This window comes from Streptococcus sp. oral taxon 064 (assembly GCF_001683375.1).
Taxonomy (GTDB): Bacteria; Bacillota; Bacilli; order Lactobacillales; family Streptococcaceae; genus Streptococcus; species Streptococcus oralis_S.
In genome coordinates, this window is record NZ_CP016207.1 from 814455 (window position 1) to 827216 (window position 12762).

A 12762-nucleotide genomic window follows, 5' to 3' on the forward strand; every position below is an offset into this window, starting at 1 on the left:
AGTAAAGTATTCTATTTTGGAGGAAATGACATGAAAAAAATCGTCAAATATTCATCTCTTGCTGCTCTAGGACTTGTTGCCGCAGGTGTACTAGCAGCTTGCTCAGGCGGAGATAAGAAAGATACTGCAACTAGCGAAGCAACATCTGGTAAAAAAGAAATCGTCGTAGCAACTAATGCTACACCAAAACCATTCAACTATGAAGAAAATGGCGAGTTGACTGGTTATGAGATTGAAGTAGTTCGCGCTATCTTTAAAGACTCTGACAAGTATGATGTCAAGTTTGAGAAGACAGAGTGGTCAGGAGTCTTTGCAGGACTTGATGCCGACCGTTACAATATGGCTGTTAGCAACATCAGCTACACTAAAGAACGTGCTGAAAAATACCTTTATGCAGCTCCAACTGCTAAAAACCCTAACGTTCTTGTAGTGAAAAAAGATGACCCTAGCATCAAATCGCTTGATGATATCGGTGGAAAATCAACAGAAGTTGTTCAAGGGACAACTTCTGCTAAACAGCTAGAAGACTACAACAAACAACATTCAGATAATCCAACTGTCCTAAAGTATACTAAAGCGGACTTCCAACAAATCATGGGACGCTTGAGCGATGGCCAGTTTGACTACAAGATTTTTGATAAAATCGGTGTTGAAACAGTCATCAAGGACCAAGGTTTGGACAACTTGAAAGTTATCGAACTTCCAAGCGACCAACAACCTTACGTATACCCACTTCTTGCCAAAGGTCAAGATGAGTTGAAGGCATTTGTGGATAAACGCATCCAAGAATTATATAAAGATGGAACCCTTGAAAAGCTATCTCAACAGTTCTTTGGCGGTTCTTATCTGCCAGCAGAAGCTGATATTAAATAGTCGTATGAAATCATCCAGTCTGAGAAAGGCGGATGATTTCTCAATTTTTAGGTATATAGTTTCAAACTATATGTCTGCCTATCTAATAACAATTTGCTAAATCAAATAAAGTATGAGATACTATTACGGTATTATTTTTAAAGGAGATAGAATCATGAAAATTAAAAAATGGCTCGGTGTAGCAGCTCTTGCTACAGTCGCAGGTTTGGCTCTTGCAGCTTGCGGAAATTCAGAAAAGAAAGCAGACAACGAAACAGTTGTCAAAATTGCAACAGTTAACCGTAGCGGTTCTGAAGAAGCGCGTTGGGATAAAATCCAAGAATTGGTTGAAAAAGATGGAATTAAATTGGAATTCACAGAGTTCACAGACTATTCACAACCAAACAAGGCAACTGCTGATGGCGAAGTAGACTTGAATGCTTTCCAACACTACAACTTCTTGAACAACTGGAACAAAGAAAACGGGAAAGACCTTGTAGCGATTGCAGATACCTATATCTCACCAATCCGCCTATACTCAGGTAAAAATGGGGAAGAAAACAAGTACACCAAAGTGGAAGAAATCCCAGATAACGGTGAAATCGCCGTACCAAACGATGCAACAAACGAAAGCCGTGCACTTTACTTGCTTCAATCAGCTGGTTTGATCAAATTGGATGTTTCTGGAACTGCACTTGCAACAGTTGCTAACATCACAGAAAATCCAAAGAACTTGAAGATTACTGAATTGGACGCTAGCCAAACAGCTCGTTCATTGTCATCAGTTGATGCTGCCGTTGTAAACAATACCTTCGTTACAGAAGCAAAATTGGACTACAAGAAAGCACTCTTCAAAGAACAAGCTGATGAAAACTCAAAACAATGGTACAACATCATTGTTGCGAAAAAAGATTGGGAATCATCACCTAAGGCTGATGCCATCAAGAAAATTATCGCAGCTTACCACACTGATGAAGTGAAAAAAGTTATCGAAGAAACATCAGACGGTTTGGACCAACCAGTTTGGTAATAAGACACAGGGAGGTGGGAGAGAGTTTCCACCTCTTGCTTTTGTATAGAGAGTTGATTTTAAAGAGGCACTTGTGGTCGTTCTGAAGACACAAGTAGGTAGTAGAAAGAGAGAGAAAATGGTTTTTCCTAGCGAACAAGAGCAGATTGAAAAATTTGAGAAGGATCATGTTGCCCAGCATTATTTTGAAGTCTTGCGCACCTTGATTTCCAAGAAATCAGTCTTTGCCCAACAGGTTGGACTCAAGGAAGTCGCAAACTATCTGGGTGAGATTTTCAAGCGTGTAGGGGCTGAAGTGGAGATTGATGAGACTTATACGGCTCCCTTTGTCATGGCGCATTTCAAGAGTTCGAGTCCGGATGCCAAGACCTTGATCTTCTATAATCACTATGACACCGTGCCAGCGGATGGCGACCAGGTGTGGACAGAGGATCCTTTTACCCTTTCTGTGCGAAATGGCTTTATGTATGGGCGTGGGGTTGACGACGACAAAGGCCACATCACAGCTCGTTTGAGTGCTTTGAGGAAGTATATGCAGCACCACGATGACCTGCCTGTCAATATCAGCTTTATCATGGAAGGAGCAGAGGAATCTGCTTCCATGTATCTAGATAAGTATTTAGAGAAACACGCAGACAAACTTCGTGGGGCGGACTTGCTAGTCTGGGAACAAGGGACCAAGAACGCCTTGGAACAGCTGGAAATCTCTGGCGGAAACAAGGGAATTGTAACCTTTGATGCTAAGGTGAAGAGTGCGGATGTGGATATCCACTCGAGTTATGGTGGTGTCGTGGAGTCAGCACCGTGGTATCTTATCCAGGCCTTAAGTAGCCTACGTGCCGCAGATGGACGTATCTTGGTGGAAGGCTTGTACGAGGATGTTCAAGAGCCAAATGAACGAGAACTAGCCTTGGTAGATACCTACGCCCAACGCAATCCAGAGGAAATTAGTCGCATTTATGGTTTGGAATTACCTCTCTTACAAGAGGATCGTGCAGCCTTTCTAAAACGGTTCTTTTTCGAGCCAGCCCTTAATATCGAAGGGATTCAGTCAGGTTATCAAGGGCAAGGGGTTAAAACGATTTTGCCAGCAGAAGCCAGTACTAAGCTAGAGATTCGTTTGGTTCCTGGCCTAGAACCGCATGATGTTCTGGAAAAAATTCGGAAACAGCTAGACAAAAATGGCTTTGATAAGGTAGAATTATACTATACCTTGGGAGAGATGAGCTATCGAAGCGATATGAGCGCGCCAGCCATTCTTAATGTGATCGAGTTGGCCAAGAAATTCTATCCACAGGGCGTTTCAGTCTTGCCGACAACAGCGGGGACAGGACCTATGCATACGGTCTTTGATGCCTTAGAGGTACCCATGGTGGCCTTCGGTCTAGGAAATGCCAATAGCCGAGACCATGGTGGAGATGAAAACGTGCGAATCGCCGATTACTACACCCATATTGAATTAGTAGAGGAGCTGATTAGAAGCTATGAGTAGAGATATTATCAAGTTAGATCAGATCGATGTGACTTTTCACCAAAAGAAGAGAACCATCACAGCGGTCAAGGATGTGACCATTCACATCCAAGAAGGGGATATCTACGGAATTGTTGGATATTCTGGAGCAGGGAAATCAACCCTTGTACGGGTGATTAACCTCTTGCAAAAACCATCCGCAGGGAAAATTACCATTGACGACGATGTGATTTTTGATGGTAAGGTGACCTTGACGGCAGAGCAGTTGCGTCGCAAACGTCAAGATATCGGGATGATTTTCCAGCATTTTAACCTCATGAGTCAAAAGACAGCAGAGGAAAATGTAGCCTTTGCCCTCAAACACTCTGGACTCAGCAAGGAAGAAAAGAAGGCAAAAGTAGCTAAGTTGTTGGACTTGGTTGGCTTGGCGGATCGTGCTGAAAACTACCCTTCACAACTATCTGGAGGGCAAAAACAGCGTGTGGCTATTGCGCGTGCCTTGGCCAATGATCCAAAAATCTTGATTTCAGATGAGTCAACGTCTGCCCTTGACCCTAAAACAACCAAGCAAATTTTGGCCTTGTTGCAAGATTTGAACCAAAAATTAGGCTTGACGGTTGTCTTGATTACGCATGAAATGCAGATTGTCAAAGACATTGCCAACCGTGTGGCGGTTATGCAGGATGGGCGTTTGATTGAAGAGGGCAGTGTCCTTGAAATCTTCTCAGACCCTAAACAACCTTTGACACAGGACTTTATCTCAACAGCCACAGGTATTGACGAAGCCATGGTTAAGATTGAGAAGCAAGAAATCGTAGAACATTTATCTGAGAACAGTATCTTAGTGCAACTCAAGTATGCAGGGGCTTCGACAGACGAACCACTTTTGAATGAATTGTACAAACATTACCAAGTAACGGCCAATATCCTCTATGGAAATATCGAAATTCTTGATGGTACTCCCGTTGGAGAATTGGTGGTGGTCTTGTCAGGTGAAAAAGCAGCACTAGCAGGTGCTCAAGATGCCATCCGTCAGGCTGGTGTGCAGTTAAAAGTATTGAAGGGAGGACAGTAAAATGACAGAGTTGATTCAAACTTATCTACCAAATGTCTACAAGATGGGCTGGTCTGGTCAGGCAGGCTGGGGAACAGCCATTTACCTAACTCTTTATATGACAGTTCTTTCTTTCATCATCGGAGGGTTCTTGGGGTTGGTAGCAGGTCTTTTCCTCGTTTTGACAGCGCCAGGCGGTGTCTTGGAAAATAAGGTTATCTTCTGGATTTTGGATAAGATTACCTCTATTTTCCGTGCGGTTCCTTTCATCATCCTCTTGGCAATCATGTCGCCACTCTCTCACTTGATTGTGAAGACGAGCATCGGACCAAATGCAGCCCTTGTGCCACTTTCATTTGCAGTCTTTGCCTTCTTTGCCCGTCAGGTGCAGGTGGTCTTGGCTGAACTGGATGGTGGTGTTATTGAGGCGGCTCAAGCGAGCGGAGCGACCTTCTGGGATATCGTGGGTGTTTACCTATCAGAAGGTCTTCCAGATTTGATTCGTGTGACGACAGTGACCTTGATTTCCCTTGTTGGGGAAACGGCTATGGCGGGAGCAGTTGGTGCTGGTGGTATCGGTAACGTAGCCATCGCTTATGGATTTAACCGTTACAATCACGATGTGACCATCTTGGCAACCATCATTATCATTTTGATTATCTTTACAATCCAGTTCTTGGGAGATTTCTTGACCAAGAAACTAAGTCATAAATAAAAAGAGCCGAAGGGCTCTTTTTAAGTGATTAGATCTTGTGTGTAAGCTTTTTACTAATGGTTTGCCCAACCACAGCACCAATCAAGGCACAAAGGAGAATGCTTGAAACAAAGAGAAGGATTTTGTCCAACTCTGGAGCGACCATGATACGGTCAATGTATTCTTGGGATTTCCCACGCGCAAGTAAGGTGGCCACGTAAGCTTTGGGACGGATCCACATGAGGAAGATAGGGCCACTTGTGCTAAAAGCAAAGACGAGGAAGGAGAGAGTGTTTTTGATTCGATCTCTGTAGTTGCCGAGACGAGCGATAGCATCTGCTGCAAGACCACAGGCGAGTCCTGGGAGAAAGGCACCAGCGCCATGCTTGCTAGCTAGGAAAAAAAGTGCCATAAAAAGTCCTAGAGTGGTAATGGCACCAAAACGAGGAACTTTTACCAGAAGAAACATGTAGACGCTACCCCCAACAAGGGCTGAAAAAGCCGGAGCATAGAACATATTGCCCGTTGAGTCAACCAAGTGACCAAGTACTACTCCAATCGCTAGACAGAGGAAATAAAGGACGACAGCTAAGAGGGTGGTTAAGATATTTTTCTTCATGAGTTTCTCCTTGATATAAACTAACAAAATCAATTGTATCACGCTTTTTGAGGATTGTAAATGGGAGTTCTATATTTTTGAAAACGTTTGAAATATGATATAATAGTTACATCGTTAGTTTAAGGAGAGTAGCATGGGAAAATTTCTAGAATTCGTCTTTAATCGTATCTTTTTGGGAATGATGGCGACGGCTTATTTCTGGCTATTAACACTAGCAGGAGGAGTGGTCTTTGGTTTGGCACCAGCTAGTGCAACTCTTATGAGTTTGTATGCGGAGCATGGGTATACCTATCGAGCATACCATTTGAAGGAAGCTTGGGAATTGTATAAGAGTAATTTTGTCAAGAGCAACCTGGCTTTCTATAGTTTTGTGTTTGTGGATCTTGTCCTAGTTTATGGTTTGTATCTTCTAGTTCAATTGCCCCATCAGACAATTCTCCACCTCTTGGCGACCTTTCTCAATGTCCTTGTAGTTGCTCTTGTCTTTCTAGCCTATACTGTTTCCTTGAAACTTCAGGTGTACTTTGATTTATCCTACCAAAATACCTTGAAACTGTCCCTTATAGGGATTTTTATGAGCTTACCTGCGATTGCCAAGGTTTTACTCGGGTCCGCTCTCCTTGTAGGAGTTGGTTATTATATGCCTGCCTTGCTCTTTTTTGTAGGAATTGGAATGTGGCATTTCTTTATCAGTGATATGTTGGAACCTATTTATGAAAGTATCCATGAAAAATTGGCGACAAAATAGAATGAAGCAGTTCTGGCTTCACTCTCTTTTACGGATTTATAGTTTGGTTATGATCGTGGTCATTGCCAGTTTTGCGATTATGCTATCGTATGCTGACTGGGATTCACGTGAGAAAGAGGCCCAAAGGGTTGCAGAACGTGTGACCACTCGGACAGTGAGTGAAGTGGAATATTATCACAGAGAGTCAACCCAACTTGCTCAGTCTTTGGTTGAAAATCAGGCCCGTATCGAAGGGATTTACAAGTATTTTAGTCTCAGCACACCAGACTATTTCTATTGGCAATTAGAGCGTAAAACTTCGCCTTATATCTCTGTTTCTCTGTATGAAAATATTGATGATCTCTATGTTCGGAATGATTTTGTGACTGGAGTGGCTATTGTTCTTCAGGACTACAAGGAAGTCTATGTTTCGACTAGAGAAAAACGCAGTGGAGAGAAAATTCCTGCGGAGGATTTTAAGCCAACAGCCAATAGTTTTGCCATTCCTGTTTCCGATCCTGTGTCTGACAAGGATTTAGGAGTAATCTATATCTCACTATCCCCAGATGTTTTACATGGCGCTATTGACAATACTCGCGGTCATATCCCGATGGCTGTAACAGTAACTTCGCCTTTTGAGACCGAGATGTTCCATATTGGGGAGAAGGTATCAGCCGAGCGAGAAAACTGGTTTGTAGGAGTCACCTCTCACGGTTATCAGGTTCGAGTTGCTGTTCCTAAAAATTTTGTTCTTACAGGAACTTTGACGAGCTCAGCTGTCATTATTGGGCTAAGTATTCTCTTTATCATTATTTTGTACGTGACCCTTAGACAGACTTTTTCAAATTACCAAAAGCAGGTCGTAGACCTAGTAGATTCGATCGAGGTGATTGCTCAAGGGGAAGAAGGCCTTCGAATCGATACCTCTGAAAAAGACCAAGAGTTGCTTCTCATTGCAGAAACAACCAATGATATGTTGGATCGCCTGGAAAAAAATATCCACGATATCTATCAGCTAGAGCTCAGTCAAAAAGATGCCAATATGCGAGCCCTGCAGGCTCAAATCAATCCTCACTTTATGTACAATACTCTGGAGTTTTTACGGATGTATGCCGTCATGCAAAGTCAGGATGAACTGGCAGATATTATCTATGAATTTAGCAGCTTGTTACGCAACAATATCTCCGACGAGCGGGAAACGACCTTGAAGCAAGAGTTGGAATTTTGCCGAAAATATAGCTATCTCTGTATGGTGCGTTATCCTAAATCCATTGCCTATGGTTTCAAGATTGCACCAGAATTGGAAGAAATGAGGATTCCAAAATTTACACTCCAACCATTAGTAGAAAACTACTTTGCCCATGGTGTTGACCATCGCAGAACGGATAATGTCATCAGTATCAAAGCCTTGAAGGGCCAAGGCTTCGTTGAAATCTTAGTGGAAGACAATGGTCGAGGAATGCCTGCTGAGAAACTAGCTAGCTTGCAAGAAAAATTAGCTCAGCGAAGTTTTGAACACGAGGCAAGTTATAGTGGGGAGCGACAATCAATTGGAATAGTAAATGTACACGAACGCTTTGTTCTCTACTTTGGGGATCGCTACCAAATCAGTGTAGAGTCAGCTGAGCAAGAAGGTGTTCGTTACCATATCACTATCCAGGATGAATAGAAAGGGTAGAAATGTATAAAGTTTTATTAGTAGACGATGAGTACATGGTGACAGAGGGGCTCAAGCGATTAATCCCCTTTGAAAAATGGGATATGCAAGTCGTCGCAACAGCTAATCACGCAGATGATGCTTTGGACTATATTAAGAAAAATACAGTAGATGTGGTCATTTCCGATGTCAACATGCCAGATAAGACCGGACTTGAGATGATTAGGGAAATGAAAGAGCTACTTCCAGATACCTATTATATCTTGCTGTCTGGTTATCAGGAGTTTGAGTACGTTAAAAAAGCCATGAACCTTAGTGTCGTGGATTATCTGGTCAAGCCAGTAGACAAGGTGGAGTTGGGCAATTTATTAGAAAAGATTGCGCAGCAGCTTCAGGAAAAGGTGGAGAAAAGTCAGACCCTCAGTCAAGAATTGGATGAGACAGGATTTACGAACTACCTGTCAGGTAAAGACAGCTGGTGGATTGGTCTATCCAAGGAAAAGCAGGGTTCTTTTACCATTCCTTACTATGTTTTGGGGCAAGACTGGCAGATCTTCATCTCTGATCAACCGCTCGATGGCATCATCGTGACACCATTTGAAGCACCCTACCAGCAGTCCTTTGAGAATTGGAAGATCAACGTTGAAAAAGCCCTCTTCTACGGTTCAGTTAATCTAGAAAAATCCGAGAGTTTGTTTGCTTATTACGAGCCGATTTATCGGGTGATTATCCAAGGGAATATCAATCAAATCATCGAAGAATTAACCCTGCTAGAGAAGGTCGTCTTGGAAAATACCCCGCGCGTGGCCATCACGAAGCAGCTCTTCACTCAGTTTGTCATGGATGTCTTTCATTTGTTTGAACACCTAAAAGCAGATGATATGACCGAGATAGTCAAAGCTATCCATGCCATTAACACCTTTGAAGAATTGGTTGCCTATATCAAAGAAACCTTGACCAAGTTCTTTGGCCAGTACCGCATGAATGAAAATGTGGTGAGCGTGCTGGAGGTGATTGGGCGTGATTATCAGAAAGAGCTCTCACTTAAGGACATCAGCAAGGATCTCTTTATCAATCCTGTCTATCTCGGTCAGTTGATTAAGAGGGAAACCAACTCGACTTTTGCGGAATTGCTCAATAAACAGCGAATTAAGGCAGCGCAGCAACTCTTACTGTCGACCAGTGATAGCATCGAAGATATTTGTTATGCAGTTGGCTATAGTAATGTTGGATATTTCTACAAGGTTTTCCGTAAATTGTGCGGAAAATCACCGAAAGCTTATCGGAAACAAGTTGAAACCAGCTTGTAAAAGTTGTATTTCTGTACAAAAAATGCTATAATATTCAAAATATCTTAAGGAGGAAAACATGAAAAAGAATCCTATTTATCTTTGGGTCTTGTTAGTCCTATCAGCCCTCATTTCATCTATGTCATTATTTGGAATCTTGAGTCCATTGCCAAGTAAAGATGTTCTTCGTGCGAGCCTGGCGAATAGCGGGACGCTTACTGCCCAGCAAATAGAAGACACGGTTAACTATACTTACCAAGTAACAGCATCATCGCACTCAATTTTTAATGTAGTTTTGATTGTTTTATCTGCTATTTTAGTTGTAGTAGCCTTTGTATTTCTAGTACGTAAAAATGTGCAATTCGCAAACTATGCTTATATCGGCTATGTTCTACTAGCGATTGTTGGTTTGGTTTATAGCTATATGAACGTTCAAGATGCGGTTCAATTAATCAAAGATTCTACCCTCGGCCTAGGAATGGGAGCATTTGCACAAGGAACGAATATTTTGTTCATCATTATCAATGTTCTCTTTTTAGCCTTAGTCTTTTACAAGATGTGGCGCCAACAAAAAGATTTGGCCGAAGAAGTCGAAGCAGAAGAAGTTGCCTAAGTATTGACAAAAAAGAACTATCAAGTTACAATCTTGGTAGTTCTTTTTAAATCGTAAACAAAAAATAGAGGTCAACATGAAAAAAATATCCCTAGTGTATATCAGTCTGAGTGGGAATACAGAGAGTTTTGTAACCCGACTCAAGGACTATCTCTTGTCTCAGTATGAGGGAATTGAGGTCCAAAAAATCCATATCAAGGATTTGGTCAAGGAAGGCCAAGAATTCTTTGAAATGGAACATCCCTATGTCGCTTTCTTGCCGACCTATCTGGAAGGTGGAAATGGCGTTGATAACGGCGATGTTGAAATTCTAACGACTCCAGTGGGCGACTTTATTGCTTATGGAGCCAATGCTAGTAAGTGTTTTGGGGTAGTGGGTTCCGGTAACCGCAATTTTAACAATCAATACTGCCTGACAGCCAAGCAGTATAGCCAGCGCTTTGGCTTCCCGGTCCTAGCAGACTTTGAAATGCGTGGTATGCTGGGAGATATTAAAAAAGTCGCAGCAATCATTGCAGACTTGTATGAGTTAGAGACAGAAAAATAAAGTAGTTCTGAGGGGCAGTTGAGATTTTCAACTGCTTTTTGTGTATGCAAAAAGCACCCCGTAAGGGTGCCATTTTATAAACTATCCTGCTTTTCCGATGGCAAGTGCATAGATAAAGAAAATAGCAAAGCCAAAGAGGAAAATCAATCCTGCGATAGCGAGGAGTTTTAGCCAAGAAGGAAGATTTTTATTCTCACGTGTCACCAATACATAGTTCAAAAGAGCGAAGAATGGTGTTGTCAGGAAAGAACCGATCATGGCAAAGCGAAGCATGGTGGAAACTTGACCAGCAAAGAATTTGATGATGACGATACCAATGATAGCGGTAATGGTCATCCAGATGTTCAAAGATTTCCGAGAATCTTCTTTTTGACGAATCAAGAGTCGCAACGATTCCTGATTGACACGAGAGTAGCCATCGATAACGGTGATGACCGTTCCAAAGATACAAAGAAAGGCGATAAAGGTAATCAAATAACGGGACCATTCTCCAAGAACAGAGGCATACATACCCACAAACTGAGAAATGTACTTAGCTGAAGCAGCTTCAACTGCCTGCCCGGTAGGATACTGAATAAGTGCTCCTAGTGCCACGAAGAATACAGCTAGGATAGCAGTTCCAATGTAACCAACGTTAAAGTCGAAAAGAGCGTCCGCTGTATTAAAGTTGACGGTCTTTTTCTTTTCAGCAGACCAGAGTGAATTGATGGCTGAAATTTCAATAGGAGCAGGCATCCATCCTAAGAGGGAAACGATAAAAGGGAGGGCCGCCATTTGCCAAGGTGTCTTTTCGATAAAATCAGAGCTGTATTCAGGATGCTTAATTGCTGCAATGATAACTGCAAGAACTGTTGCAATGGTCAAAGCAGACATAATCCATTTTGCCATACCATCCAATAGTTTGTAGCCACCAAAGAGTAGCATGGCCCAAATGACTGCAACAAGGATAAGGGACCATTGAGTGATGCTAAGACCGATCATTGGGAAGGCACTGGCGATGATAGCTGAGCACAGAATGGCAACACCAGCTGTGTTGACCATAGCTGAAAAGACATTGAGGATAAAGAAAATCCAGAGATAGAGTTTTCCTTTTTCAGCATAGCCTTCCACCAAGGTTTTGCCAGTGTCGGCAGTATATTCGGCACCAAAACGGAAAAATGGATATTTAAAAACATTGGCCAAGATAACCAAGAGGAGTAGTGACCAACCATAAGAACCACCAGCTTGAGTGGAGGATACGATGTGAGAACCTCCAACGGCAGCAGAAGCCATGAGGATTCCTGGTCCCATTGCCTTTAGTTTGCTTGCCCAGGTTGACTGGTTTGATAACGTAACTTGTGACATAATAAACGCTCCTATTTTTGAATTTTCAGAATAATCTGAATAGATAGCTACTATTCTACAAAAAACTTAAAAGAAATGCAAGAATATTTTGAAAAAATACAGAAAATTACAGAAAACTTTACATGCATTAATGAAATTTCTCCAAGGAGAATATGGTAAGTCTAAAAAATCCGAGAAGAAAGCTTCTCGGATTTTGATTATTTCAATTGATCTGTGACGTCTTTTGAGAGCAACATTCCCAGATGGTAAGTTTTATTGATATGTGCAATGACATCATTGATATTTTCAGTCGTGTGAATTTTCTCTTTGATGTCAGACCTAAATGTCTCGTCCTTCAAGAGTTGCTCTTGGTAGAGTCTTTGAAGTCTTTCCTTCTCGTACTTATTGAGCAGAAAAAGGAAAACCAAGCTAAGTACAACGAGGATATAAGCATATTGGCTCATAGGAAATCTCCCAGTGTGATAAAGAAATAGTAAAAGTGAATAAAGTGTTTCATTGAATAGCTGCAAGGCCGAACAAAATATAAATGTTATTTTGCCTCAATCTTTCAGACTGCTTTACAATCAAGTGATTAAAAGATTACGACATGAGCCTAACCAAATCGATATTATTTGGTTAGGTGAATTAGTGAAGCGCCAAGTCAAATCACTATAGTTACGACGTCATGGCCTCTAAATCGATTAAGTGAAGCGACTAATCAAATCCATGATAGGCTTTGACATTCGTTGCTTAGATTGCTTTGCAATCAAGTGATCTAAAGGATTACATACAATCAATATGATTTGATTGACCAATTTATTGAGGTGTTTAGGCAAGTGTCTCTGGTTACGACGTAAAGAAACATAAATCGACAATATTTATGTTT

Annotated in this window: 13 protein-coding genes; 10 read left to right on the forward strand and 3 right to left on the reverse strand. The window is 41.8% G+C overall.

The genetic code is table 11. The features are described 5' to 3' along the window. The first annotated feature begins 30 nt into the window (after nt 1–30). From AXF18_RS04065 to AXF18_RS04085, 5 genes are all read left to right on the forward strand, one after another. Nucleotides 31–873 carry an amino acid ABC transporter substrate-binding protein gene (locus AXF18_RS04065; RefSeq protein ID WP_065371511.1) on the forward strand — a complete coding sequence of 281 codons (843 nt, stop codon included), beginning with the start codon at nt 31–33 and terminating at the stop codon, nt 871–873. A 154-nt stretch (nt 874–1027) separates the two neighbouring features. After that, nucleotides 1028–1882 (forward strand): MetQ/NlpA family ABC transporter substrate-binding protein, encoded by an 855-nt coding sequence (locus AXF18_RS04070; RefSeq protein ID WP_000694527.1) that lies wholly within the window; start codon nt 1028–1030, stop codon nt 1880–1882. Nucleotides 1883–2000: 118 nt separating this feature from the next. Continuing rightward, nucleotides 2001–3374, forward strand: a complete 1374-nt coding sequence (locus tag AXF18_RS04075) for a M20/M25/M40 family metallo-hydrolase (protein WP_065371512.1) — start codon at nt 2001–2003, stop codon at nt 3372–3374. After that, complete coding sequence (locus tag AXF18_RS04080) at nt 3367–4428, forward strand: methionine ABC transporter ATP-binding protein (RefSeq protein WP_049550186.1); 1062 nt, start codon at nt 3367–3369, stop codon at nt 4426–4428. Before AXF18_RS04075 ends, AXF18_RS04080 begins: the two co-directional genes overlap by 8 nt. Before the next feature lies 1 nt (nt 4429). Next, nucleotides 4430–5122: a methionine ABC transporter permease gene (locus AXF18_RS04085; RefSeq protein ID WP_049550187.1), complete on the forward strand. Its 693-nt coding sequence runs from the start codon at nt 4430–4432 to the stop codon at nt 5120–5122. Between the two features lie 28 nt (nt 5123–5150). On the opposite strand, the gene AXF18_RS04090 is transcribed toward AXF18_RS04085, so the two are convergent. Beyond that, nucleotides 5151–5720, reverse strand: a complete 570-nt coding sequence (locus AXF18_RS04090; RefSeq protein WP_065371513.1) for an MptD family putative ECF transporter S component — start codon at nt 5718–5720, stop codon at nt 5151–5153. A 133-nt stretch (nt 5721–5853) separates the two neighbouring features. Between AXF18_RS04090 and AXF18_RS04095 the strand changes: the two genes are divergently transcribed. From AXF18_RS04095 to nrdI, 5 genes are all read left to right on the forward strand, one after another. Next, nucleotides 5854–6468: a YesL family protein gene (locus AXF18_RS04095; protein ID WP_065371514.1), complete on the forward strand. Its 615-nt coding sequence runs from the start codon at nt 5854–5856 to the stop codon at nt 6466–6468. Further along, nucleotides 6446–8116 (forward strand): sensor histidine kinase, encoded by a 1671-nt coding sequence (locus tag AXF18_RS04100; protein ID WP_000800569.1) that lies wholly within the window; start codon nt 6446–6448, stop codon nt 8114–8116. The genes AXF18_RS04095 and AXF18_RS04100 overlap by 23 nt, the downstream gene beginning before the upstream one ends. A gap of 11 nt (nt 8117–8127) precedes the next feature. Continuing rightward, nucleotides 8128–9414 carry a response regulator transcription factor gene (locus AXF18_RS04105; RefSeq protein ID WP_065371515.1) on the forward strand — a complete coding sequence of 429 codons (1287 nt, stop codon included), beginning with the start codon at nt 8128–8130 and terminating at the stop codon, nt 9412–9414. A 58-nt stretch (nt 9415–9472) separates the two neighbouring features. Beyond that, nucleotides 9473–10006 (forward strand): hypothetical protein, encoded by a 534-nt coding sequence (locus AXF18_RS04110; RefSeq protein ID WP_049550189.1) that lies wholly within the window; start codon nt 9473–9475, stop codon nt 10004–10006. A 76-nt stretch (nt 10007–10082) separates the two neighbouring features. Further along, on the forward strand, nt 10083–10553 hold the full coding sequence (nrdI, locus tag AXF18_RS04115) for a class Ib ribonucleoside-diphosphate reductase assembly flavoprotein NrdI (RefSeq protein WP_044021503.1): 471 nt from the start codon (nt 10083–10085) through the stop codon (nt 10551–10553). An 81-nt stretch (nt 10554–10634) separates the two neighbouring features. On the opposite strand, the gene AXF18_RS04120 is transcribed toward nrdI, so the two are convergent. After that, the gene (locus tag AXF18_RS04120; protein WP_065371516.1) at nt 10635–11897 is read right to left on the reverse strand and encodes an NRAMP family divalent metal transporter; all 1263 of its coding nucleotides are present in this window, start codon (nt 11895–11897) and stop codon (nt 10635–10637) included. Nucleotides 11898–12094: 197 nt separating this feature from the next. Continuing rightward, nucleotides 12095–12340, reverse strand: a complete 246-nt coding sequence (locus AXF18_RS04125; RefSeq protein WP_000084865.1) for a hypothetical protein — start codon at nt 12338–12340, stop codon at nt 12095–12097. Between the last annotated feature and the right edge of the window lie 422 nt (nt 12341–12762).